This is a genomic window from Pseudomonas sp. 05N432, assembly GCF_056396945.1.
Window position 1 is genome coordinate 131,185 of the sequence record NZ_JBFTMM010000022.1, and the last position, 24,886, is coordinate 156,070.

The following is a 24,886-nucleotide window of genomic DNA, read 5'->3' on the forward strand; positions in this document are numbered from 1 at the left end:
CGTTTGCCTTACTCGGCGTTCGCAGCCTTCTCACCGTGAGACAGGCTATAGACGTAAGCGGCCAGCAGGTGAACCTTGTCGTTGCCTTGCAGCTGTTCTTGCGCAGGCATCTGGCCCTGACGGCCGTAACGGATGGTCTGCTGCAGTTGAGCGAAGCTCGAACCGTAGATGAACGCGGCCGGGTGGGTCAGGTTAGGTGCGCCCATGGCTGGGGTGCCTTTACCTTCCGGACCGTGGCAAGCCACGCAGTTGGCGGCGAAAATCTTCTGGCCGGCAACCGGGTCGGCCTTGGCGCCTTCCGGCAGCTTGCGGCCATCGAGGTTGGTCAGCACGAACGCGGCAACATCGCTGACGCCTTGCTCGCCGATCACTTCACCCCAGGCCGGCATCATCGCGTGACGGCCGCCCATGATGGTGGTCTTGATGGTTTGTGGCTCGCCACCCCAACGCCAGTCTTCGTCGGTCAGGTTCGGGAAGCCGTAAGCGCCTTTGGCGTCGGAACCGTGGCAAACCGAGCAGTTGGAGGCGAACAGGCGGCCACCCATCTTCAGGGCTTGTGGGTCCTTGGCAACTTCTTCAATTGGCATGGCTGCGAATTTGGCGAAGATCGGACCGAACTTGGCGTCCGATTTGGCCATTTCCTTCTCCCACTCGTGAACGCCGGTCCAGCCGGACTGGCCGTTGGCGAACGCGGTCTGCTTCTCGTTGTCGAGGTAGCCGTAGCCCGGCAGCAGGCCTTTCCAGTTGCCCAGGCCCGGGTACAGCACGAGGTAACCGAGGGCGAAGATGATGGTGCCGACAAACAGCATGAACCACCATTTCGGCAGTGGGTTGTCATACTCCTCGATCCCGTCGAAGGCGTGGCCAACCGTCTCATCCGTCTGTTCGGCGCGCTGGCCCTTGCGGGTCGACAGCAGCAGCCAGGTCAGGGCGAAGATGGTACCCAGACTGAGGACTGTGACGTACAGACTCCAGAACGTAGTCATTCTTTGTTACTCCTAGAAGCTTGCTCGACGTGCTTGATGGCTTCGGGATCATCCGCGAAAGGCAGCAAGGTCGCGTCTTCAAACTCCGACTTGCGCTTGGGGCTGAACACCCACAGCGCCAGACCGATAAAGGCAACCATCACGACAACGGTGCCCAGGCCACGAATCATCCCGATATCCATCCAGATCACCGTTTGCTTTTGATGATGGTGCCCAGGCCTTGCAGATAGGCCACCAGCGCGTCCATTTCGGTTTTGCCCTTCACGGCATCTTTTGCACCGGCGATGTCTTCGTCGGTGTAAGGAACGCCGAGGGTGCGCAAGACTTCCATTTTCTTCGCGGTGTCCTTGCCGTCGAGCTTGTTTTCCACGAGGAACGGGTAAGCCGGCATTTTCGACTCAGGCACCACGTTGCGCGGGTTGTACAAGTGCGCACGCTGCCAGTCATCGGAGTAACGACCGCCTACGCGGGCCAGGTCCGGACCGGTACGCTTGGAGCCCCACAGGAACGGGTGGTCCCAAACGCTTTCACCGGCTACCGAGTAGTGGCCATAACGTTCGGTTTCAGCACGGAACGGACGGATCATCTGCGAGTGGCAGCCGACACAACCGTTGGCGATGAAAATGTCACGGCCTTCAAGTTCCAGCGCCGGGCGTGGCTTCATGCCTTCAACCGGCTTGTTGGTCACGTCCTGAAAAAACAACGGGACGATCTGGGTCAGGCCGCCGATGCTGACGGCGATGACCATGAAGAAGGCCAGCAGGCCAATATTCTTCTCGACTGCTTCATGCTTCATCAGTGAGCTCCAACGACAGCGATCTGAGCGGCGGCTTCAGCATCTTCCGGATTCGAGGCGCGTACGGTGCGGAACACGTTGTACGCCATGAACAGCATGCCGCTGGCAAAGAACGCACCGCCAAGGGCGCGAACGATGAAACCAGGGTGGCTGGCTTGCAGGGCTTCGACGAAGGAGTAGGTGAGGGTGCCGTCATCGTTGATTGCACGCCACATCAGACCCTGGGTGATGCCGTTGACCCACATCGAAGCGATGTAGAGCACGGTACCGATGGTCGCGAGCCAGAAGTGCGTGTTGATCAGGCCGATGCTGTGCATCTGCGCACGACCGAAGATTTTCGGGATCATGTGGTACAGCGCGCCGATCGAAATCATCGCTACCCAGCCCAAGGCACCGGCGTGTACGTGGCCGATGGTCCAGTCGGTGTAGTGAGACAGCGAGTTGACGGTTTTGATGGCCATCATCGGACCTTCGAAGGTCGACATGCCGTAGAACGCCAGGGACACGACCAGGAAACGCAGGATCGGGTCGGTGCGCAGCTTATGCCAGGCGCCCGACAGGGTCATCATGCCGTTGATCATGCCGCCCCAGCTTGGTGCCAGCAGGATGATCGACATCGCCATGCCCAGCGACTGGGCCCAGTCCGGCAGTGCGGTGTAGTGCAGGTGGTGCGGGCCAGCCCAGATGTACAGGGTGATCAGTGCCCAGAAGTGCACGATCGACAGGCGATACGAGTAGATCGGACGCTCGGCCTGTTTCGGCACGAAGTAGTACATCATCCCCAGGAACCCGGTGGTCAGGAAGAAACCTACCGCGTTGTGGCCGTACCACCACTGGATCATGGCGTCAGTCGCACCGGCGTACGCCGAGTAGGACTTGAAGAAGCTGACCGGCAGGGACGCGTGGTTGACGATGTGCAGCATCGCCGTCACGACGATGAAGGCACCGTAGAACCAGTTACCGACGTAGATGTGCTTGGTCTTGCGCTTGACGATGGTGCCGAAGAACACCAGGCCGTAGGTGACCCAGACGATAGCCAGCAGGATAGCCAGGGGCCATTCCAGTTCCGCGTATTCCTTGGTGGTGGTGTAACCCAGCGGCAAGGTAACGATCGCGCCGACGATCACCGCTTGCCAACCCCAGAAGTGGAAGGCGGCGAGGCTGTCGGAAATCAGTCGCGTTTGGCAGGTTCGCTGCACGACGTAATAGGAAGTGGCAAACAGTGCACAACCACCGAAGGCGAAAATCACCAGGTTGGTGTGCAGCGGGCGTAGGCGTCCAAACGTCGTCCATGGCAGGCCGAAATTCAACTCCGGCCAGACCAATTGTGAGGCGATGAAGACACCGAGCCCCATGCCAAGGATCCCCCAGACCACCGTCATGATGGCGAACTGGCGGACTACCTTATAGTTATAAGCAGTCGGACTGATTGCTGTGCTCATTCTAAGGTTCCACGGTTTAGGTGTTTTATTAGGGATAAAAATCGGTCGCAAGTATGGAGAAAGCGGGGGGTCATTGCAACGCGCCATGACCCGCGTCAATGCTTTCAAAAGCTGATTCTGCGGCCTTTCCATGCTCCGCGTAGGGACAAAATTGCCCATGGACAAAATGTCTCGGCGGACCAAAAAGGCGAGGGGGTCGGGTCAGGTGTAACTGGGTGTGTTCAAACGAGGCGGGCAGGTGACAGACGGCAATTTGCGCGGCAGCCGGTATCTACCAGCCTTTGCGGCCTGTCATCGAACAGATTCGTCGAACGCATCGTGTACGGTTGACCTTTGACCGGCTGTTGCCAGTCCGCTTCGGAGCAAGCGTAGACGCGAAACCACCGAACCGAAAGGCAGACCCATTGAGGGGTGCGACAATGCGTCGCAAAGGGGCAGGGAACTGCCGCATTCGGGTGAATGCAGCAGTTGGGCAGTGAAGATTTATTCGGTTTTGCTTTCAGCCTGCAAACGCTCGGCGTTCGGGCTGTGAGACAAGCTGTACACATACGCGGCCAGCAGTTGCACCTTGTCGTTGCCGAGCAGTTCGTGCTGCGCCGGCATCTGACCCTGGCGACCATGGCGAATGGTCTGTTGCAGTTGCGTCAGGCTGGTGCCGTAGATGAAACCTGCCGGTTGCGTCAGGTTTGGCGCACCCATCAGTTCCGTACCCTGGCCCTTTGCACCGTGACAGGCTACGCAAGTGGTGCTGAACGTTTGCTGTCCGGCTTGCAGGTCAGCGCCGCTGTCGGTTGGCAGCGGCAGGCCGGCGAGCTCGTGACGCACATACGCCGCGACGTTTTTCACCCCGGTTTCGCCCAGCACTTCACCCCAGGCCGGCATGGCCGCCATGCGTCCGCCCATGATCGTGGTCTTGATGGTTTCGGCACTGCCGCCCCAACGCCAGATGTTGTCGGTGAGGTTGGGGAAACCAAACGCGCCCTTGGCATCCGAGCCGTGGCAGACCGCACAGTTGGAAGCGAACAGGCGTCCGCCCATTTTTAGCGCTTGCGGATCCTTGGCGACCTCTTCCACGGGCATGGCCGCGAATTTGGCGAAGATCGGCCCGAACTTTGCGTCGGCCTTGGCCATTTCCCGGTCCCACTCCTTGGTCTGGGTCCAGCCATCCTGGTAGCCGGGCAGTACGCCTTTCCAGTTGCCCAGGCCCGGATAAAGGATCAGGTAGCCGACGGCAAATACCAGGGTCCCGGCGAACAGCATGAACCACCACTGCGGCAGCGGATTGTCGTACTCCTCGATGCCGTCGAAGCTGTGGCCCATGGTCTGGTCGACGCTGCCCTTGGTTTCGCCCTTGCGGGTGCCGATCAGCAGCCAGGTCAGGCCGATCAGGCTGCCAATGGTCAGTACGCAGATCCACGTACTCCAGAAGGTGGTCATGGCCGGGTACTCCTTGTCATTGCTGTTTCTTGGCTGGTGGTGTCGTCGGGTTGCGGTTCATCGGCAAAAGGCAGCAGGCGCGCTTCGGCGAAATCCGGGCTGCGTTTGCCGTTGAACACCCACAGCGTCAGTCCGACAAACGCTACGAAGACGACGACGGTGCCCAGGCCGCGGATCATTCCGCTACTTATTTCAAAGAACATGGCCATGGCTCACCTCTTGCTCTTGATCGCAGTGCCGAGCACTTGCAGGTAGGCGACCAGTGCGTCCATTTCGGTCTTGCCCTTGAGCGTTTCGACACTGCTTGCAATGTCTTCGTCGGTGTACGGAACGCCGAGGGTGCGCATGACCTGCAACTTGGTTTTGGTGTGGCTGCTGTCCAGTGCGTTGGCCACCAGCCATGGGTAGGCGGGCATCTTCGACTCCGGCACGACGTTGCGCGGGTTGTACAAGTGCGCGCGGTGCCAGTCTTCCGAGTAGCGACCGCCGACCCGGGCCAGGTCCGGGCCGGTGCGCTTGGAACCCCACAGGAACGGGTGATCCCAGACGCTTTCACCGGCCACCGAATAGTGGCCGTAGCGCTCGGTCTCGGCGCGGAACGGACGAATCATCTGTGAATGGCAACCGACGCAACCTTCGCGGATGTAGATGTCGCGACCTTCGAGTTGCAATGCGGTGTAAGGCTTCATGCCTTCGACCGGCTTGTTGGTGACGTCCTGGAAGAACAGCGGGACGATCTGGGTCAGACCGCCGATGCTCACCGCGAAGACCATCAGCAGCAACAGCAGGCCGACGTTTTTCTCAATCGTTTCGTGTTTCATGGCGGACTCCTCAGGCCATCTGCGCCGCGGCGGCGACTTCGGCTGGCTGTGCGGCACGCACGGTGCGCCAGGTGTTGTAAGCCATCAGCAGCATGCCGCTGAAGAAAATCGCGCCGCCCACCAGCCGCACGACGTAGCCTGGGTGGCTGGCTGCCAGGGTTTCGACGAAGGAGTAGGTCAGCGTGCCGTCGTCGTTGACCGCGCGCCACATCAGGCCCTGGGCGATGCCGTTGACCCACATCGAGGCGATGTAGAGCACGGTGCCGATGGTCGCGAGCCAGAAGTGCGCGTTGATCAGGCCGAGGCTGTGCATCTGCGTGCGGCCGAAGATTTTCGGGATCATGTGGTACAGCGCGCCGATCGAGATCATTGCCACCCAGCCGAGTGCGCCGGCGTGTACGTGGCCGATGGTCCAGTCGGTGTAGTGGGAGAGGGCGTTGACCGTTTTGATCGCCATCATCGGCCCTTCGAAGGTCGACATGCCGTAGAACGCCAGGGACACCACGAGGAAGCGCAGGATCGGGTCGCTGCGCAACTTATGCCAGGCGCCCGAGAGGGTCATCATGCCGTTGATCATCCCGCCCCAGCTCGGTGCCAGCAGGACCAGCGACATCACCATGCCCAGCGACTGCGCCCAGTCCGGCAGTGCGGTGTAGTGCAAGTGGTGCGGGCCGGCCCAGATGTACAGGGTGATCAGTGCCCAGAAGTGCACGATCGACAGGCGATACGAGTACACCGGACGTTCAGCCTGTTTCGGCACGAAGTAGTACATCATCCCGAGGAAGCCGGCGGTGAGGAAGAAACCTACCGCGTTGTGTCCATACCACCACTGCACCATGGCATCCGTCGCACCGCCGTAGGCCGAGTAGGACTTGGTCCAGCTCACCGGCAGGGAGGCGTGGTTGACGATATGCAGGATGGCCACGGTGATGATGAACGCACCGAAGAACCAGTTACCGACGTAGATGTGCTTGGTCTTGCGCTTCATCACCGTGCCGAAGAAAACCACGCCGTAGGCGACCCAGACGATGGCGATCAAAATGGCGATCGGCCATTCCAGCTCGGCGTATTCCTTGGAAGTGGTGTAGCCCAGCGGCAGGCTGATGGCGGCCAGGACAATGACCAACTGCCAGCCCCAGAAGCAGAATGCGGCGATTTTCGGCGCGAACAGCTGCGTCTGGCAGGTACGTTGCACCGAATAGAAGGAGCTGGCGAACAGGGCGCAGCCGCCGAACGCGAAGATCACCGCGTTGGTGTGCAGCGGGCGCAAACGGCCGAAGCTGGTCCAGGGCAAATTGAAGTTGAGTTCAGGCCAGACCAATTGAGCCGCGAGAAAAACCCCGAGCCCCATGCCGACGATGCCCCACACCACCGTCATAATGGCGAATTGGCGGACCACCTTGTAGTTATAGGCGGTACTTAAAGAAGTGTTCATGGTTCCCCATCCACGGTTCAGCCGAAGTGAAAGCGTTCGCGCACGGCGATAACGCTCTCTTCGCCTGGAGTTATAGGCAGATTAAAAGCGAGGCAAGCATGGACAAACAGCACAAGGCCAGTATTGACGGGGATCAATGGGCGCAGTGCGTGCAGGATCGCGGATGGTTGTGGGACGCCGCCTCGGCGCCGGCATCGGCGACCCTGATCCTGGCCCATGGCGCCGGCGCACCGATGGACAGTGACTGGATGAACGACATCGCCGCACGCCTTGCCGGGCTTGGCGTCAACGTGTTGCGTTTCGAGTTTCCGTACATGGCGCAACGGCGCATCGACGGTGGCAAACGCCCGCCGAATCCGGCGCCAAAATTGCTCGAATGCTGGCGTGATGTGTATGCCGTGGTGCGACGCCATGTCACTGGGCGCCTGGCCATCGGCGGCAAGTCCATGGGCGGACGCATGGCCAGTTTGCTGGCCGATGAGTTGGGCGCGGATGCGCTGGTGTGTCTGGGGTATCCGTTTTATGCGGTGGGCAAACCGGAGAAGCCGCGAGTCGAGCATCTGGCCGGTTTACGGACGCCGACGCTGATTGTGCAAGGGGAGAGGGATGCGTTGGGGAATCGTGAGGCCGTCGAGGGTTACGTGTTGTCGCCGAGTATCGAGGTGTTCTGGCTGGTGGCTGGCGATCATGATTTGAAGCCGTTGAAGGCGTCCGGGTTTACTCATGAGCAGCATTTGGCGGCTGCGGCGCAGAAGGTTGCTGACTTTCTTCTCTGATAATGAGGGTGGCAGTTGCGGCCTCATCGCGAGCAGGCTCGCTCCCACAGTGGATTGTGGTGATGCACAAAACCCTGTGGGAGCGAGCCCGCTCGCGATAGGGTCCTGGCAGGCGACATCACTTTCAGATTGGCAATAAAAAACCCGGAAGCATTACCTCCCGGGTTTTGTATTCGCCAGCAACGATCAGCGATTAAACCGCTCTACCAACGAATACTGGGTATTCGCGGTTTTGGTCAGCTCTTCACTCAGTAACGCCGAGTTCTGTGCCTGTTCCGAAGTCTGGTCAGCCAGTTGCGCAATGGTGCTGATGTTGCGGCTGATCTCTTCGGCGACTGCGCTTTGCTCTTCGGTCGCGGCAGCGATTTGGGTGGTCATGTCGGTGATGTTGGCCACCGCTTCGCTGATACCCACCAGTGCCTGGTCGGCTTCCAGAACCCGTGCCACGCCTTCTTCAGCCTGACGGTGACCCGCTTCCATGGTTTGCACCGCGGTGCTGGCGGTTTGCTGGAGCTTGGCGATCAGGGTGTGGATCTGCCCGGTCGACTCGCTGGTGCGTTGCGCCAGTTGCCTTACTTCGTCGGCAACCACCGCAAAACCACGGCCCATCTCGCCGGCGCGAGCCGCTTCGATGGCCGCGTTCAAGGCCAGCAGGTTGGTCTGGTCGGCAATGCCTTTGATCACGTCGACCACGCCACCGATTTCGTCGCTGTCCTTGGCCAGTTGGGTCACGGTCAGGCCGGTTTCACCGACCACCACCGACAGGCGCTGGATTGCGTCACGGGTTTCACCGGCAATGTCACGGCCACGACCGGTCAGGCGATTGGCTTCCTGGGTCGCGTCAGCGGTGCGTTGCACGTGGCTGGCGACTTCCTGGGTGGTGGCGGCCATCTGGTTGACGGCGGTCGCCACTTGCTCGGTCTCGACGCGCTGACGTTCCAGGCCGGTCGAGCTTTTGTGCGCCAGGGTGTCGGACTGTCGAGCTTGCTCGTTCAGGTGCTCGGCGGTGTCTTGCAGGCGAGTCAGGCAGGTTTTCAGACGGGCTTCCTGACTGAGGATCGACATTTCCAGGCGCGCTTGAGCGCCGCGGCTGTCGGTGTACATCTGCGCAATCAGCGGGTCGGATGTGGTCTGCTCGGCCAGGCGCAGCAAGCGCTTGAGGCCACGCTGTTGCCAGCTCAAGCCCAGCAGGCCAAGCGGCACGGACAGCCCGGCGGCCAGCGCAAAACCCCACTGCGAGTTGAGTGTGGCGCCGATCGTGAAGCTCAGCTGGCTGACCAGAATGAACGGTAACCAGTCCTGCAGCACCGGCAGCCACTTGTCTGTTTGAGGAATCGCCGACTTGCCCTGATTGATGCGTTGGTAGAGCGCTTCGGCGCGGCGGATCTGTTCGGCGCTGGGTTTGACCCGCACCGACTCGTAACCGACCACCTGATTGCCGTCGAACACCGGTGTGACATAGGCGTTAACCCAGTAGTGATCACCGGTCTTGCAGCGATTCTTGACAATGCCCATCCATGGCAAGCCTTGTTTCAGTGTGCCCCACATGTGCGCGAAGACCGCAGGCGGAACGTCGGGGTGACGGACCAGGTTGTGCGGTGCACGGATCAGCTCTTCACGAGAAAACCCGCTGATTTCGACGAAAGCGTCGTTGCAGTAGGTGATCACGCCTTTGGCATCGGTCGTGGAAATCAACCGTTGCTGAGCCGGAAAGGTCCGTTCGCGTTGTGTAATGGGCTGGTTATTACGCATGGCTTTTTCAATCCGCAAGGCTTTGACAGCGTGTCGGCAGTGCCAGGAATAAATTGAAATTATTTTTCAATATTCAGCGCTGGCACACATTCCTTGATCCTCAACCCGCCAGCATCGGGTAGGTAAAGAGGCCAAAGTGCAGCAGGTTCAAGCCAAAGTGCGTGGCGATGGCGGCCCCTAGCCCACCGAAGCGGTACGCCAGCCCGTAACCGACCCCGGCAAGGCTTGCCAGCAGCACCCATTGCCAGCCAGCGCCGAAGTGCGCCAGACCGAACAGCAAGGTGGCGCCAAGCAAGGCGAGGTGTTCGCCATAGCGCAGGTGTTGCAGGCAGCGACTCAAACCACCCTGAATGTAACCGCGAAACAGCGCCTCCTCGACCAGCGTCACCAGCAACAGGTTGTTCAGTACCCAGAGCCAGGCTTGATCGGGCCACTTCGGTGCCCAACTGATCATACCCAGCAGCAGCGCACCACCAAGAGCGGCCAGCGCGCTCAAGGTCAGTGCCGCGGCGGTGGCATACAGTGAAAGACGCAGGGAGCGGCGACCGACAATCCACGGGCACACCAGCAACAGCCAGAAACCAATCAGTGGTTTGTCCAGATTCAGGTACATGGAAAACGGCACGGCATCCGCGCTGAAGCGTTCCGGGCCGATACCGCGACCATTGTAGAAACCCGGAAGCCAGTGCATGGCCAGCGCTACCGCGAGGAAAACGAACAGGCCGTGACCCAGGACGCGGCCGACCTGGATTTGTGGTTGGCGAACGGCAAAGCCGGCAAACGCTAACAACCCGACGGAAATGGCCGCCAGCCAGCCGAGGTGGCTGTAGACCAGGGCCAGTGCGTAGCCGATGGAGATGAGTGCCAGATAGAGCCATGGCAGAGCAATCATGTTTAGTCCTTGTTTCCGGGATTTTGCAGTGTGACTCGGTCCACTGTGGGAGCGAGCCTGCTCGCGATGAGGCAATTACATTCAACATTGATGTCGACTGCCAGTACGCTATCGCGAGCAGGCTCGCTCCCACAGTGGTTTTGTGTCTGGCACAACATTGTGAGCAGCGCCCATCAAGTGGCGCGGAATTATAGAGACGAGAATCCCACAAACAAAAACACCGTCCGAAGACGGTGTTTTTGTCAGTGCGACATTATGAAGCAATTAGTTGCCGCAACACGTAATGCAGTATTCCTCCCGCCTTGAAGTATTCCACTTCGTTCAACGTGTCGATCCGGCACAACACCTCCACCTTCTCGCTGCTACCGTCCTCGCGGGTGATCACCAGCGTCAGGTTCATTCGCGGCGTCAGCTCGACGCCCGTCAGCCCTTGAATATCAAGTGTCTCCTTGCCGGTCAGGTTCAGGCTCTTGCGGTTCTGGTCGAGCTTGAATTGCAGCGGCAGTACGCCCATGCCCACCAGGTTGGAACGGTGAATCCGCTCGAAGCTTTCGGCAATCACCGCTTTGACGCCCAGCAGGTTGGTGCCCTTGGCCGCCCAGTCACGGCTTGAACCGGTGCCGTATTCCTGACCCGCAATCACCACCAGCGGGATGCCCGCCGCTTGATAGCGCATGGCGGCATCGTAGATCGCCAGTTTCTCCCCGGTCGGAATGTAGAGCGTATTGCCGCCTTCTTCGCCGCCAAGCATTTCGTTGCGAATGCGGATGTTGGCAAACGTGCCGCGCATCATCACTTCATGGTTGCCGCGACGTGAGCCATAAGAGTTGAAGTCTCGCGGTTCCACACCTTGTTCACGCAGGTAACGTCCGGCCGGGCTGTCGGCCTTGATGTTACCGGCGGGGGAGATGTGGTCGGTGGTTACCGAGTCGCCGAGCAGCGCCAGTATGCGTGCACCGCTGATGTCCTGAATCACCGGCAGGGGGCCGGAAATGTCATCGAAGAACGGCGGATGCTGGATGTAGGTGGAATCCTTCTGCCAGACGTAGGTCGCCGCTTGCGGGACTTCGATGGCTTGCCACTGCGCGTCTCCGGCAAACACCTCGGCGTATTCCTTGTGGAACATCGCGGTGTCGACCTGCGCCACGGCGTCGGCGATTTCCTTGCTGCTCGGCCAGATGTCCCGCAGGTACACCGGTTTGCCATCCTTGCCTTCACCCAGCGGCTCGCTGCTGATGTCCATGCGCACGCTGCCGGCCAAGGCATAGGCAACGACCAGCGGCGGGGAGGCCAGCCAGTTGGTTTTCACCAGAGGGTGCACGCGACCTTCGAAGTTGCGGTTGCCGGAGAGCACTGAGGCGACGGCCAGGTCGGAGCTCTGGATGGCTTTTTCAATCGGTTCCAGCAACGGCCCGGAATTACCGATACACGTGGTGCAGCCGTAGCCGACCAAAGAAAAGCCCAATTCATCGAGGTATTGGGTCAGGCCGGCGGCCTTGTAGTAGTCGGTAACCACTTTGGAGCCCGGCGCCAGAGAACTCTTCACCCACGGTTTGCGTTTGAGGCCTTTCTCCACGGCTTTTTTGGCCACCAGCCCGGCAGCCATCATCACGCTCGGGTTGGAGGTGTTGGTGCACGAGGTGATGGCGGCAATCACCACGGCACCGTTTTTCAGCCGATACGTCTGGCCCTCGTACTCGTAGTCCGCTTCGCTCACGAGATCGGCATTGCCGACCGCGACGCCACCGCCACCTTCGCTTTCGAGGCGGCCTTCTTCCTTGCTGGTGGGGCGGGCGGGCTTGACTTGCAGGCCGAGGAAGTCAGTGAACGCTTGGGCGACATTTGGCAGCGACACCCGGTCCTGTGGGCGTTTGGGGCCGGYGAGGCTGGCTTCGACGCTGCTCATGTCCAGCGCCAGGCTGTCAGTGAACACCGGCTCCTGGCCGGGCAGACGCCACAGACCCTGGGTTTTGCAGTAGGCCTCGACCAGTTTCACCACGGCGGTGGGCCGACCGGAAAGGCGCAGATACTCCAGTGTCACCTCGTCCACCGGGAAAAATCCGCAGGTGGCGCCGTATTCCGGGGCCATGTTGGCGATCGTTGCGCGATCCGCCAGCGGCAACTCGGCGAGGCCGTCGCCATAAAACTCGACGAACTTGCCGACCACGCCTTTCTTGCGCAGCATCTGGGTGACGGTCAGCACCAAGTCAGTGGCGGTGATGCCTTCCTTGAGCTTGCCGGTGAGTTTGAAACCGATCACTTCCGGGATCAGCATCGATACCGGTTGGCCGAGCATCGCCGCTTCCGCTTCGATGCCGCCCACGCCCCAGCCGAGCACGCCGAGGCCGTTGATCATGGTGGTGTGGGAGTCAGTGCCCACCAGCGTATCCGGGAAGGCATAGGTGCGGCCGTCCTCATCCTTGGTCCATACCGTGCGGCCGAGGTATTCCAGGTTGACCTGGTGACAGATGCCGGTGCCCGGCGGCACCACGCTGAAGTTGTCAAAAGCACTCTGGCCCCAGCGCAGAAAGGCGTAACGCTCGCCATTACGCTGCATCTCGATGTCGACGTTCTGGGTGAAGGCGGTGCTGCTGGCGAATTTGTCGACCATCACCGAGTGGTCGATCACCAGGTCCACCGGCGACAGCGGATTGATTCGCTGCGGATCGCCGCCGGCCTTGGCCATGGCGGCGCGCATGGCCGCGAGATCGACCACCGCCGGCACACCGGTGAAATCCTGCATCAACACGCGCGCGGGGCGGTACTGGATTTCCCGGTCGCTGCGCCGTTCTTTGAGCCAGGCGGCGAGGGCCTTGAGGTCGGCGCCGGTGACGGTTTTTTCGTCCTCCCAGCGCAGCAGGTTTTCCAGAAGCACTTTGAGTGACATCGGCAGCTTGTCGAGATCGCCCAAGGACTTTGCGGCTTCCGGCAAGCTGAAATAATGGTAGGTCTTGTCGTCTATTTGCAGCGTTTTAAGGGTCTTCAGACTATCGAGGGACGGCATTGAATTGACTCCTTTGGGTCCGCACGGCTACGGACTGGCGGGACAGACAGAGTTCTTAACCTAGCCCTGTTTGGACATTAAGGCTAATAACCGGACGCTATGGACAAGTCCGGCGTTGCGAACTCGGCTATCATGCGCCGGTTTTCGTGACAGGCTTTGCTTCAACGCAAGTCTGGGCATCGCGCAGTGGTTGAATGTCTCGCCATCTGCCCAGGAGTAAGAATGAACACCCTCTTTATGCATTGCCGGCCGGGCTTCGAAGGCGAAGTCTGTTCCGAGATTTCCGAACACGCCGCGCGGCTGAACGTGGCCGGTTATGCCAAGGCCAAAGCCGCCAGCGCCTGCGCCGAGTTTGTCTGCACCGAAGAAGACGGTGCCGAGCGCCTGATGCGCGGCCAGCGTTTCGCCGAGCTGATTTTCCCGCGCCAATGGGCTCGCGGGATCTTCATCAATCTGCCGGAAACCGACCGCATCAGCGTGATCCTCGCGCATCTGGCGAGCTTCCCGACGTGCGGCAGTCTGTGGCTGGAAGTGGTCGACACCAACGATGGCAAAGAGCTGTCGAACTTCTGCAAGAAATTCGAAGGCCCGCTGCGCAAGGCGCTGAGCGGCGCCGGCAAACTGGTGGAAGACGCCAACAAGCCGCGTTTGTTGCTGACCTTCAAAAGCGGCCGTGAAGTGTTCGTCGGCCTGGCGGAAGCCAACAACTCGGCGATGTGGCCGATGGGCATTCCGCGCCTGAAGTTCCCGCGTGAAGCGCCCAGCCGTTCGACCCTGAAGCTGGAAGAGGCGTGGCACCACTTCATCCCGCGTGATCAGTGGGACGAGCGCCTGCACAGCGACATGACCGGCGTCGACCTTGGCGCCGCGCCGGGCGGCTGGACCTGGCAACTGGTCAATCGCGGCATGCTGGTGACGGCTATCGATAATGGCCCGATGGCTGAAAGCCTGATGGACACCGGGCTGGTTCAGCACTTGATGGCGGACGGTTTTACCTTCAAGCCCAAGCAACCGGTGGACTGGATGGTCTGCGACATCGTCGAGAAACCGGCGCGTAACGCGGCGATGCTGGAAGAGTGGATTGGCGAGGGGCATTGCCGCGAGGCGGTGGTCAACCTGAAGCTGCCGATGAAGCAACGTTATGCCGAAGTGAAGCGCTTGCTTGAGCGCATCGCAGAAGGCTTCAAGGCGCGTGGCATTCGGGTCGATATCGGCTGCAAACAGCTGTACCACGACCGCGAAGAAGTGACCTGCCATTTGCGTCGGCATGACGTAAAGAAACCGAAAACCCGCTGATTCACCCGGCCCCATGTGGGAGCGAGCCTGCTCGCGATAGCGGTGTAACAATCAACATTGATATTGAATGTGATGGCCCTATCGCGAGCAGGCTCGCTCCCACAGATGTCACAGATGACTGAACACCCGGTTTTGCGCGACAATGCCGGCCAGTTTCAGGAGTGAATCATGAGTGAAATGATTGATACGCCGGTAGACGGCACCCTCGACGCCACCGGCCTCAATTGCCCGGAGCCGGTGATGATGCTGCACCAGCACGTGCGCGACCTGCCAGCTGGCGGCCTGCTGAAGGTGATCGCCACCGACCCGTCGACCCGTCGCGATATCCCGAAATTCTGCGTGTTTCTTGGCCATGAGCTGGTCGAGCAGCAGGAAGACGCCGGGACCTATCTGTACTGGATTCGCAAGAAGTCCGATTAACGGACCCGAAAAAAAAGGCCTGCGTTTGCAGGCCTTTTTTTTAACGTCGGTTAACCCGCTGACTGATGCGGATCCGCTTGCGCGCACTGCGCGTCAGGCGGATCGAGAGCATCAGCGCCGCGCAGCTCAGGCCTGCAATCAGACCTTCCCACAGCCCGCTCGGGCCGCTGGCCGGGCCGAACCAGTCGGTCAATCCCAGCACGTACCCTACCGGCAGGCCGATCCCCCAATAGGCGAACAACGTCAGGACCATGGTCGCCCGGGTGTCCTGGTAACCGCGCAGTGCGCCAGCACAGATCACTTGGATAGCATCGGAACACTGGTACAGCGCGGCATAGACGATCAGCATAGAGGCGATCTGGATGACGGTCTTGTCGGCGGTGTAGATCGAGGCGATTGGTTCGCGCAGAAGCAGAATCAGGCTCGCCGAGAATACGGCGAACACCAGCGCCGCGCCCAGGCCAACCTTCGCCGCGAAGCTCGCCTGATACGGGTTCCCGGCCCCCAATGCCTGCCCCACCCGTACGGTGACCGCCATCCCCAGGGAATAAGGAATCATGAACAGCAGCGAGCTGATGTTCAGGGCGATCTGGTGCCCGGCCACGACGGTCGATCCGAGGCTACCGATCAGCAGGGCGATGACCGCAAAGATGCTGGATTCGGCAAATACCGCGATACCGATTGGCAGGCCGATGCCGACCAAGCGTTTGATCACCGCCCACTGCGGACGATCGAAACGCACCAGCACGCGCGTGGGGGCATAGAAGGGCGCCCAGCGGGTCCAGCCGGCCATGCTCAGCGCCATGAACCACATGACGATGCCGCTGGCCCAGCCGCAACCGACGCCGCCGAGGGCCGGCAGGCCGAAATGGCCATAGATCAGCGCGTAGTTCACTGGAATATTGAGCAATAAACCACTCAGGCCAATGACCATGCTTGGACGGGTGCGACCCATTGCATCGCTGTAGCAACGCAGTACGTAGTAGAAGGCAATGCCGGGAAAGCCGAAGGCGATACCGTGCAAGTAGCCCATGCTCGGCTCAATCAACTGCGGGTCGACTTTCATCCAGTGCAGGATCGGCTCGGCGCCAAGCAGCAGGCCACTGCCTGTCAGTCCGACACAGAGCGCCAGCCACAAGGCCTGGCGTGCCAGAGGCGCGATCTCGTCGTGCTGCTTTGCGCCAAAGCGTTGGGCGATCTTGGGGGTGGTGGCCAGCAGAACCCCGGTCATCAGCAGGTAGATCGGAATCCAGATCGAATTACCCAGTGCGACCGCCGCCAAATCCCGTGGGCTGACTCTGCCCGCCATCACTGCATCGACGAACCCCATGGCGGTGGTTGCCAGTTGCGCGATCATGATCGGCAGCGCCAGGCCAAGCAGGCTTTTAAGCTCCAGGCGAACCCGGGCCGGGCGGTTGAGGGAGGTAGCAGCGAGGCTGTCAGTCACGGAATTCACAGGCGAAGCGTCCAAAGGGGTTTGATGCGCGGGCGGCGCATTCTACGCGTTGACGCCTCAGTCAGGAAAATTGCAGTGTTAGGGATTTGTAATCGGTTGCCGGACGTTTCGACATCCCTGTGGCGAGGGAGCTTGCTCCCGCTGGGGCGCGAAGCGGCCCTGAAAATGGGACTGCTACGCAGTCCAGCGGGGTGACCAACGTCGACCGCAACTTGCTCGAAGGCAGCAATGTGCGGTTTGTCGGCACCTGCACCATTGGTACGGATCACCTGGATCTGGATTACTTTCAGCAGGCCGGCATCACCTGGTCCAGCGCGCCGGGTTGCAATGCCCGAGGCGTGGTCGACTACGTGTTGGGCAGCCTGCTGACCCTGGCCGAAATCGAAGGCGTCGACCTGACCGAGCGCACTTACGGGGTGGTCGGTGCCGGTGAAGTCGGTGGTCGGCTGGTCAAGGTTCTGCAAGGTCTGGGCTGGAAAGTGCTGGTCTGCGATCCGCCGCGTCAGGCGGCTGAAGGCGGCGACTTCGTCAGCCTGGAGCAGATCATCGCGCAATGCGACGTTATCAGTGTGCACACCCCGTTGAGCAATAACGCCGAGCATTCGACCTGGCACCTGTTTGACCAAAACCGTTTGAACCAGCTCAAGCCTGGCGCCTGGTTGATCAACGCCAGCCGTGGTCCGGTGGTGGACAATAGCGCGCTACGTGAAGTGCTGCTGGCGCGCGAAGACCTGCAAGCGGTGCTGGACGTGTGGGAAGGCGAGCCGAGCGTCGATATCGGCTTGGCCGAGTTGTGTGTGATCGCTACCCCGCATATCGCCGGTTACAGCCTCGACGGCAAGCAGCGCGGGACTGCGCAGATCTATCAGGCGTTTTGCCAGTTCCTCGGGCAACCCGCAAAGGTCACTCTCGATGAGCTGTTGCCGGCACCGTGGCTGGCGCAAGTCCACTTGAACGCCAGTTGTGATCCGGCCTGGGCCTTGGCGATGGTCTGTCGTGGCGTGTACGACCCGCGTCGTGATGACGCGGATTTCCGCCGTAGCCTGGTGGTCAGCGGTGCCGAACAGCGCACGGCGTTTGACTTGTTGCGCAAGCATTACCCTGAACGGCGTGAGATTGACGGGCTGAAGGTGCGCATTGAAGGTGAGTCGCCGGCGTTGCGACAAATGGTGGCGGCGCTGGGGGCAGTGGTCGTCTAGGGATCGAGTCGGCCTCATCGCGAGCAGGCTCGCTCCCACAGGGTTTTGTGAACACCGAGAATCCACTGTGGGAGCGAGCCTGCTCGCGATGAGGCCCTGACAAACGACATTACTCTCGAACGGGTAATAAAAAACCCGGCCAAGGGGCCGGGTCGGAAGACGTGAGGCTATGTATCAATCTTGCTTGGCAGGCTTGACCAACCGTTGTTCCAGTTCGCGGCACGCACTCTGGATCATATCTTCAGTGATCGGTACTTCGCGCCCTTGGGCGTCAATAATGGCGCAGCCCAGAGACTGGTGTGGCTGGGTGCGGATCACTTGAATCTTGTCATCGCTGCTGTTTTGCAAGGACATGGCCTGTCTCCTCATCAGGTTGTACGTTTACTGTAGAACCACCAAATGACCAAGCTGTGACAACTCCCTACAGGGGACAAGGCGGCATTACCAGTCCATCAGAAATAACCCCGGACTTCTAGCCGGACTTTAGACCGATAACATCTAGGCTCTATTGTCAGCGGTCATAATTAACCTGACTCATTGTGATTTACAGCGTTATGGCGGATCGACCGGTGTAGGCTTGGCCGGGTTGATTCTTTCAGTTTGCGCTTTCGGATGATCCTGATGCTGTCTGCCCGTCACCGCCGTGCCATTCGCCTGGCCAGTCGTTTTGTTGCACCTTACCGTTGGCAGGCGCTCGGTGCCTTGTTGGCGCTGATCGTCACTGCCGGCATTACCTTGTCCATGGGGCAGGGCATTCGCCTGCTGGTGGACCAGGGCTTCATGACCCAGTCCCCGCAATTGCTCAACCAGTCCATCGGCGTGTTCATGTTGCTGGTGTTGGGCCTTGCGATCGGCACTTTCATGCGTTTCTACCTGGTGTCGTGGATCGGTGAGCGTTGCGTGGCCGATATCCGCCAACAGGTGTTCAATCATTTGATTTACCTGCACCCGGGGTTCTACGAGAACAACCGCAGCTCGGAGATCCAGTCGCGCCTGACGGCCGATACCACGCTGCTGCAATCGGTGATCGGCTCGTCGCTGTCGCTGTTCCTGCGCAATTTGCTGATGGTCATCGGTGGAGTCGTGCTGCTGTTCATCACCAACCCGAAACTCACCAGCATTGTGGTGGTGACACTGCCGGTGGTGATCGCACCGATTCTGATCTTCGGTCGCCGGGTTCGCCGTCTGTCGCGCTTGAGTCAGGATCGTATTGCCGATATCGGCAGCTATGTGTCGGAGTCCCTTGGCCAGATCAAGACCGTGCAGGCCTATAACCATCAGGTGCAGGACGAACAACGCTTCGCCGTCACCGTGGAGGAGGCTTTCGACACCGCACGCAAACGTATCATCCAGCGCGCCTGGCTGATTACCCTGGTGATCATGCTGGTGCTGGGGGCGGTGGCGGTGATGCTGTGGGTCGGCGGCATGGATGTGATGGCCGGGCGCATTTCTGCGGGTGAGCTGGCGGCGTTCGTGTTCTACAGCCTGATCGTCGGCAGTGCTTTTGGCACCTTGAGCGAAGTGATTGGCGAGCTGCAGCGGGCTGCCGGCGCGGCTGAACGAATTGCCGAGTTGCTGCGTTCGGAAAACATCATCCAGCCACCGGTCTCGGGACAAGTGACTTTGCCTGATCGAGTGCGTGGCGATTTGCTGCTCGAAGATCTGCGTTTTTCCTACCCGTCACGGCCCGAAAGCTACGCTATCGATGGTTTGAGCCTGGCCATCAAGGCCGGCGAAACCCTTGCGCTGGTCGGACCTTCGGGGGCCGGCAAGTCGACGGTTTATGACCTGCTGTTGCGCTTTTACGATCCAATAGCGGGCCGCATCCTGCTCGATGGTGTGCCGCTGACCCAGCTTGATCCTATGGATTTGCGCCGTTGTTTCGCGCTGGTGTCGCAAAACCCGGCGCTGTTCTTCGGCAGCATCGAAGAGAACATCCGCTATGGCAAACCCTCGGCAACCCTGGCTCAGGTCCAGGAAGCGGCGAAGATTGCCTACGCTCACGACTTCATCGAAAAAATGCCTGATGGCTACCAGACGCATCTGGGGGACGGCGGTCTCGGACTTTCCGGCGGTCAGCGTCAGCGCCTGGCCATCGCCCGGGCGTTATTGGTGGATGCACCGATTCTGTTGCTGGACGAAGCGACCAGCGCCCTCGATGCGCAAAGTGAACACCTGATCCAGCAAGCACTGCCTCGCTTGATGAAAAACCGCACCACACTGGTCATCGCCCATCGCCTGGCCACGGTGAAGAACGCCGACCGGATCGCAGTGATGGACCAAGGCAAAGTGGTGGCGGTGGGTACGCACCACGAACTGATCGCCAGCAATGCGCTGTATGCGCGGCTGGCGGCGTTGCAGTTTGTAGGCGCCGCCGAAGACGGCGAACCTTCGGCAGCGCCTACATAACCGGTATTACCGGTTATTGATCGTCGAAATACCGCTCTTGCCAATCCACCAGCGGCTGCGGTGAGTTGAGCTTTTGGCCGTAGATCACCGAGTAAGACAGCACGTTCTGTACGTACTGGCGGGTTTCATCGAACGGGATGCTTTCGACCCAGACATCGAAGCTCAGGTGGTTGGCACCGCTTAGCCACTGGCGAACGCGGCCGGGGCCGGCGTTGTAGGCGGCGGTGGCCAGGACCCGGTTGCCGTTGAACTGACTGTGGACCTGACTCAGGTAGGCTGCGCCGAGCTGGATGTTCTTGTCCGGGTCCAGCACTTGCTGCGGCGAGGCCAGCGGAATACTGAACTTGCGCGCGGTTTCCTTGGCGGTGCCGGGCATCAACTGCATCAGGCCGCTGGCGCCGACGCCGGAGCGGGCGTCGTCCATGAAGGCACTTTCCTGGCGGGTAATGGCGAACACCCAGCTCGAATGCAGGCCACGGACCTTGGCTTCACGTACCAGGGTATCGCGGTGGGCCATCGGGAAACGAATGTCCAGGTCATCCCAATACTGCGCCTGACTGATGGTGCGGATCGCCGGGAAATACCACTTCAGGTCGTAGGCCAGTTTCGCCTGGGCAACCATTTCGTCACGGCTGAAGTGGCGGCTGACGTGGTACCACTCGCGGCGCCCGTCGACGATTTGCCCGCGGGCAAGGAATTCCAGCGCTCGACGTATGCCTGGGGTATTGCGAACCTTGTTGATCAGCGTCGGGCTCAGCATCAGCGGTTTGTTGATCAGCGAATACGGTGATTGCGAGCGGTCGGCGGCAAGGAATCCGTAGAAGTCACGCTCACGGGCCAGACTCTTGTACAGGGTTTGCGCTTCCGGGTTTTGTGGTTGGGCCAGCTCCAGGCTACGGGCCTTCCAGTAGCGCCAGCGATTGGTCAGGGCCAGATCCTGTGGCAGGCGACTGGTCAACTGATAGGCTTCGTCCCAGCGCGCCAGGCGCAACAGCAAGCGCAAGCGCCATTCGGATACGGTGTTGTCGCGCAGATCCGGGTCGTACTTGGTCATGACATCAAGGGCGCGGCTGTCGAAACGACGGGCCAGGGTCAGGCCGATTTCACGGGCGATGGCGACCTTTTCGTCGCGAGAGAAATGCATGCTGGCGGCATAGCTGTCGAGCAGGGCCATTGCCCGGTCCGGATCCTGGCGCGCGAAGCGGCGCAGGCCAAGGCTGACAATGTCGGACATGGCTTCGTCGGCCGGCATGAAGCGCGAAGGCTGGTCGAGCATTTCAGGTCTTTGCGCGACGTCTACCAACAAACGCCCACGCGATGCCAGGGTGGTCATGTTGTTGATCAAACTGTTGGCCAGCGCATAGTTGCGTGCGTGAGCGGCGAGTTTGAGGCGTTCCCAGCGTTTCTGTTCGGTCAGTTGGCCTTCGGCGGCCCATTGCGCAAACAACGAGTCGCAGACTTCAGGCTGGGATTTTCCGGTCAGCCAGAGCTTGTCAGCGTTGGCGTAACCTTCGGACTTGAGGTTGTGACCGATCTGGTATTGCGCATTGAGGCAGTCCAGTTCGGTGAAATTGAGTTTGGGGTCGTAGTATTTGACGAAGGTCGACCAGTCACCCCGTTCAGCCAGCCAGCGCAACCAGCGCAATTTCATCCAGTTGGCTTGCGGCAGGTCGCCGTGCTCGGCGAGGAATCTTTCGATCTCATCGTTGCTTGCGGTTTTCAGGCGCGCCGTCAACTCGTCATAGGCCAGATACGGCTCCAACGGGTAATCGCTCAGCTCCTGGCTGTAGCGAAAATACGGGCCGGTATCACCTTTGGCCAAGGCGCGCTTGGCTTCGTCGTAATATTGGCGTTGGGTAGACAGGTCCACCGCCTGGGCGGATTGAACGGCAGCGGCAGAAAGAAGCAAACAGGATAAAAAACTGACAAGGCGACTGCGCATGAGACATCCGGGCAGAAAAAACACGACAAGTACCTGCAAATGCGAGCACTGATTATTTATAGCTTAGCCTTTTGCCAGCAACCGGCGAAAGCTTTGCCGGCTCGTCGGTACAAGATCGCAACAATTGTTGTGCAGAGTGCTTCGACGTTGAAAATGCCGGCCTTCTGACGTCGCAAGTCAGGTAGAATGCGCGCCCGGTTTTTGGAGAAGCTCATGACCCTGCTCAAATTCAGCGATGTGTCCCTTGCTTTCGGCGCTATGCCGTTGTTGGACAAGGTGTCCTGGCAGATCGCCCGTGGTGAGCGGGTGTGCATCATCGGCCGCAACGGCACTGGCAAATCCAGCATGATGAAGCTGGTCAAAGGCGATCAGAAGCCTGATGACGGCTCCGTCTGGCGCGCACCAGGCCTCAAGATCGGCGAATTGCCGCAAGAATTACCGGTGGCCGACGAGCGGACAGTGTTCGACGTGGTTGCCGAAGGCCTGGACGGTGTGGGCGAGCTGCTCGCGCAGTATCACCACCTGAGCCAGAACATCGTGACCGATGCTGATCTGGACAAACTGATGCACGTCCAGCATGACCTCGAAGCTCGCGATGGCTGGCGTTTGCAGCAATTGGTCGACAGTACCCTGAGCCGCCTGCAATTGCCGGCTGACAAAACCCTCGCCGAATTGTCCGGCGGCTGGCGTCGTCGCGTCCTGCTGGCGCAGGCCCTGGTTTCCGAACCGGATCTGCTGCTGCTCGACGAACCGACCAACCACCTGGACATCGGTGCCATCGCCTGGCTTGAAGAGGCGTTGAAGGATTTCCAGGGCGCCGTGCTGTTCATCACGCACGACCGTTCTTTCCTGCAAAACCTGGCAACCCGCATCCTGGAACTGGATCGCGGCGGCCTGATCGACTGGAACGGCGACTACGCCAGCTTCCTCGTTCACAAGGAAGCCACGCTGGCCGCTGAAGAAACCGCCAACGCGTTGTTCGACAAGAAGCTGGCCCAGGAAGAAGTCTGGATCCGTCAGGGCATCAAGGCTCGTCGCACCCGTAACGAAGGTCGCGTTCGTGCCCTCAAGGCGCTGCGTGTCGAGCGTAGCGAGCGTCGTGAGCGCACTGGCAAAGCCAATATTCAGCTGGATACCGCTGACAAGTCCGGCAAGCAGGTGATGGTCCTTGAGAACGTCAGCTTCGCCCACCCGGATGGCCCGTTCCTGATCAAGGACTTCTCCATGGTCCTGCAGCGCGGCGACCGTATCGGTCTGCTGGGCGCCAACGGTACCGGCAAAACCACCTTGCTGAAGTTGATGCTCAGTGGTTTGCAGCCGACCAGCGGTACGGTTGAAGAGGGTACTCGCATCGATGTGGCCTATTTCGACCAGTTGCGCCATCAGCTGGATCTGGAAAAGACCGTGATCGACAACGTCGCCGAAGGTCGCGACTTTATCGATATCGATGGTCAGAGCCGTCACGTACTGAGCTACCTCGGCGACTTCCTGTTCAGCCCGCAGCGTGCCCGTACGCCGGTCAAGGCGTTGTCCGGTGGTGAGCGTGCGCGTCTGTTGCTGGCCAAGTTGTTCAGCAAACCGGCCAACCTGCTGGTACTCGACGAACCGACCAACGACCTCGACGTGGAAACCCTCGAGCTGCTCGAAGAGGTCTTGCTGACCTTCAACGGCACCGTGCTGATGGTCAGTCACGACCGGGCATTCCTCGACAACGTGGTGACCAGTACCCTGGTCTTCGAAGGTGAAGGCAAGGTTCGCGAATACGTCGGTGGTTATCAGGACTGGCTGCGTCAGGGCGGCTCGCCGCGCCTGTTGGGTGTGACCGAGAGCAAGTCCGGCAAGGCCGACCTGAACTCTGCAGTCGTCACTGCGGCGCCTGCGCCGGTGGTAGCTCAAGAAGCACCAGTGGCCAAGAAAAAGCTCAGCTACAAGCTGCAACGTGAGCTGGAAGCGCTGCCGGGCGATATCGATGCCAAGGAACAGCAGATCGCCGCGGTGCAAACCGAAATGGCCGATGCGGGTTTCTATCAACGTCCTGCTGCTGAAACCGCCAAGGTCATCGCGCAGCTTGAGCAACTGCAAGCGGAACTTGACGTGTTGGTCGAGCGCTGGGCCGAGCTGGATGCCTGATTGATCCGTTGCTGATGTAAAAAAGCCCGACGTTCATCGCTGAACGTCGGGCTTTTCATATGCAATACGATCTGCAGACCGAAATAGATTCAATGTGGGAGCGAGCCTGCTCGCGATGAGGCCCTGTCGATCGAAATCAATGTTGACTGACAAGCCGCCATCGCGAGCAGGCTCGCTCCCACAGGGTTACGGGTTTTAGCTTTTGATCAGGCGCACTGCCAGCACATCGCAAGGTGCACCGTGCAGCACGTCATTGGCGGTGGAACCCAGCAGCAGTGCAAGGCCGTGGCGGCCATGACTGCCCACGACGATCAGGTCGCACTCCTGTTCTTTGGCCATATGATGGATTTCCTGGCGCGGCTGACCATAGGTCAGGTGGCTGTATTCTTTGGAAAGTTCAGGATACTTGTTGATCAGACGATCGAGGCGCTCCTTGGCCTGGTCGAATTGCTGTTGCTGCAATTGCGACAGGTCCATCGGCACGTCACCACCAAAGGCCATGGCCATCGGTTCGACAATATGAACCAGGGACAATTTGGCACCGTTGCTGACCGATAACTCGCGAGCACGGTGAATCACAGGATCGCACTCTTCGGTTAGATCTACGGCGACCAGAATATGGTGGTAGGGCATGAGGTGCTCCTCCTGAGGATTGCGATAACGGTAAGTATGGCTGGTTTCAAGCGGATTGGT

20 protein-coding genes and 1 pseudogene are annotated in these 24,886 nt (G+C 60.1%); 6 read left to right on the forward strand and 15 right to left on the reverse strand.

Going from position 1 to position 24,886, the window contains the following annotated elements:
• Positions 1 to 8 precede the first annotated feature (8 nt).
• The 8 genes from ccoP (AC1DHT_RS25205) to ccoN (AC1DHT_RS25240) form a co-directional block, all read right to left on the reverse strand.
• Complete coding sequence (gene ccoP, locus AC1DHT_RS25205; RefSeq protein WP_427545980.1) at positions 9 to 986, reverse strand: cytochrome-c oxidase, cbb3-type subunit III; 978 nt, start codon at positions 984 to 986, stop codon at positions 9 to 11.
• Positions 983 to 1,168, reverse strand: coding sequence for a CcoQ/FixQ family Cbb3-type cytochrome c oxidase assembly chaperone (locus tag AC1DHT_RS25210; RefSeq protein WP_003175465.1), 186 nt, complete (start codon positions 1,166 to 1,168; stop codon positions 983 to 985). Before AC1DHT_RS25210 ends, ccoP (AC1DHT_RS25205) begins: the two co-directional genes overlap by 4 nt.
• Positions 1,169 to 1,173: 5 nt before the next feature.
• Positions 1,174 to 1,782 (reverse strand): cytochrome-c oxidase, cbb3-type subunit II, encoded by a 609-nt coding sequence (ccoO, locus tag AC1DHT_RS25215; RefSeq protein ID WP_054593209.1) that lies wholly within the window; start codon positions 1,780 to 1,782, stop codon positions 1,174 to 1,176.
• Positions 1,782 to 3,224 (reverse strand): cytochrome-c oxidase, cbb3-type subunit I, encoded by a 1,443-nt coding sequence (ccoN, locus tag AC1DHT_RS25220; RefSeq protein WP_054593208.1) that lies wholly within the window; start codon positions 3,222 to 3,224, stop codon positions 1,782 to 1,784. Before ccoN (AC1DHT_RS25220) ends, ccoO (AC1DHT_RS25215) begins: the two co-directional genes overlap by 1 nt.
• Before the next feature lie 483 nt (positions 3,225 to 3,707).
• Positions 3,708 to 4,661: a cytochrome-c oxidase, cbb3-type subunit III gene (gene ccoP, locus AC1DHT_RS25225; protein ID WP_427545982.1), complete on the reverse strand. Its 954-nt coding sequence runs from the start codon at positions 4,659 to 4,661 to the stop codon at positions 3,708 to 3,710.
• Entirely contained in the window at positions 4,658 to 4,864 is a 207-nt protein-coding gene (locus AC1DHT_RS25230; protein WP_427545984.1) for a cbb3-type cytochrome oxidase subunit 3, read from the reverse strand. The genes ccoP (AC1DHT_RS25225) and AC1DHT_RS25230 overlap by 4 nt, the downstream gene beginning before the upstream one ends.
• A 9-nt stretch (positions 4,865 to 4,873) precedes the next feature.
• On the reverse strand, positions 4,874 to 5,482 hold the full coding sequence (gene ccoO / locus AC1DHT_RS25235) for a cytochrome-c oxidase, cbb3-type subunit II (RefSeq protein ID WP_427534677.1): 609 nt from the start codon (positions 5,480 to 5,482) through the stop codon (positions 4,874 to 4,876).
• A 10-nt stretch (positions 5,483 to 5,492) separates the two neighbouring features.
• Positions 5,493 to 6,917, reverse strand: a complete 1,425-nt coding sequence (gene ccoN / locus AC1DHT_RS25240; protein ID WP_429538364.1) for a cytochrome-c oxidase, cbb3-type subunit I — start codon at positions 6,915 to 6,917, stop codon at positions 5,493 to 5,495.
• A gap of 98 nt (positions 6,918 to 7,015) precedes the next feature.
• On the opposite strand from ccoN (AC1DHT_RS25240), the gene AC1DHT_RS25245 reads away from it, so the two are divergent.
• Entirely contained in the window at positions 7,016 to 7,693 is a 678-nt protein-coding gene (locus tag AC1DHT_RS25245; protein ID WP_427544730.1) for an alpha/beta family hydrolase, read from the forward strand.
• 186 nt (positions 7,694 to 7,879) lie between these two features.
• On the opposite strand, the gene AC1DHT_RS25250 is transcribed toward AC1DHT_RS25245, so the two are convergent.
• From AC1DHT_RS25250 to acnA, 3 genes are all read right to left on the reverse strand, one after another.
• Positions 7,880 to 9,445: a methyl-accepting chemotaxis protein gene (locus tag AC1DHT_RS25250; protein ID WP_427544732.1), complete on the reverse strand. Its 1,566-nt coding sequence runs from the start codon at positions 9,443 to 9,445 to the stop codon at positions 7,880 to 7,882.
• A gap of 100 nt (positions 9,446 to 9,545) precedes the next feature.
• The gene (locus AC1DHT_RS25255) at positions 9,546 to 10,337 is read right to left on the reverse strand and encodes a CPBP family intramembrane glutamic endopeptidase (protein WP_427544734.1); all 792 of its coding nucleotides are present in this window, start codon (positions 10,335 to 10,337) and stop codon (positions 9,546 to 9,548) included.
• Between the two features lie 253 nt (positions 10,338 to 10,590).
• On the reverse strand, positions 10,591 to 13,341 hold the full coding sequence (gene acnA / locus AC1DHT_RS25260; RefSeq protein WP_477761505.1) for an aconitate hydratase AcnA: 2,751 nt from the start codon (positions 13,339 to 13,341) through the stop codon (positions 10,591 to 10,593).
• A 222-nt stretch (positions 13,342 to 13,563) separates the two neighbouring features.
• Between acnA and rlmM the strand changes: the two genes are divergently transcribed.
• Entirely contained in the window at positions 13,564 to 14,637 is a 1,074-nt protein-coding gene (rlmM, locus tag AC1DHT_RS25265) for a 23S rRNA (cytidine(2498)-2'-O)-methyltransferase RlmM (RefSeq protein WP_427544738.1), read from the forward strand.
• Between the two features lie 168 nt (positions 14,638 to 14,805).
• Positions 14,806 to 15,057: a sulfurtransferase TusA gene (gene tusA / locus AC1DHT_RS25270; RefSeq protein WP_054593199.1), complete on the forward strand. Its 252-nt coding sequence runs from the start codon at positions 14,806 to 14,808 to the stop codon at positions 15,055 to 15,057.
• Between the two features lie 40 nt (positions 15,058 to 15,097).
• Here tusA and AC1DHT_RS25275 read toward each other — a convergent pair whose 3' ends face one another.
• Positions 15,098 to 16,513 (reverse strand): MATE family efflux transporter, encoded by a 1,416-nt coding sequence (locus AC1DHT_RS25275; RefSeq protein ID WP_427544740.1) that lies wholly within the window; start codon positions 16,511 to 16,513, stop codon positions 15,098 to 15,100.
• Positions 16,514 to 16,704: 191 nt separating this feature from the next.
• Between AC1DHT_RS25275 and pdxB the strand changes: the two are divergent.
• A pseudogene (pdxB, locus tag AC1DHT_RS25280) lies at positions 16,705 to 17,712 on the forward strand (4-phosphoerythronate dehydrogenase PdxB); the annotation flags it as partial.
• 174 nt (positions 17,713 to 17,886) lie between these two features.
• Here pdxB and AC1DHT_RS25285 read toward each other — a convergent pair.
• Complete coding sequence (locus tag AC1DHT_RS25285) at positions 17,887 to 18,066, reverse strand: PA1571 family protein (protein WP_427544744.1); 180 nt, start codon at positions 18,064 to 18,066, stop codon at positions 17,887 to 17,889.
• A 258-nt stretch (positions 18,067 to 18,324) separates the two neighbouring features.
• Between AC1DHT_RS25285 and AC1DHT_RS25290 the strand changes: the two genes are divergently transcribed.
• Positions 18,325 to 20,121, forward strand: coding sequence for an ABC transporter transmembrane domain-containing protein (locus AC1DHT_RS25290; RefSeq protein ID WP_427544746.1), 1,797 nt, complete (start codon positions 18,325 to 18,327; stop codon positions 20,119 to 20,121).
• A gap of 13 nt (positions 20,122 to 20,134) precedes the next feature.
• Here the strand turns inward: AC1DHT_RS25290 and AC1DHT_RS25295 are convergent, their stop codons facing one another.
• Positions 20,135 to 22,063, reverse strand: a complete 1,929-nt coding sequence (locus AC1DHT_RS25295) for a transglycosylase SLT domain-containing protein (RefSeq protein ID WP_427544748.1) — start codon at positions 22,061 to 22,063, stop codon at positions 20,135 to 20,137.
• Positions 22,064 to 22,276: 213 nt separating this feature from the next.
• Here AC1DHT_RS25295 and AC1DHT_RS25300 point away from each other — a divergent pair, with 213 nt between their 5' ends.
• Complete coding sequence (locus tag AC1DHT_RS25300; RefSeq protein ID WP_427544750.1) at positions 22,277 to 24,193, forward strand: ATP-binding cassette domain-containing protein; 1,917 nt, start codon at positions 22,277 to 22,279, stop codon at positions 24,191 to 24,193.
• Between the two features lie 195 nt (positions 24,194 to 24,388).
• Here AC1DHT_RS25300 and AC1DHT_RS25305 read toward each other — a convergent pair whose 3' ends face one another.
• A complete protein-coding gene (locus AC1DHT_RS25305) occupies positions 24,389 to 24,826 on the reverse strand; it encodes a universal stress protein (RefSeq protein ID WP_427544752.1) in 438 nt (145 codons plus the stop codon).
• Positions 24,827 to 24,886: the final 60 nt, after the last annotated feature.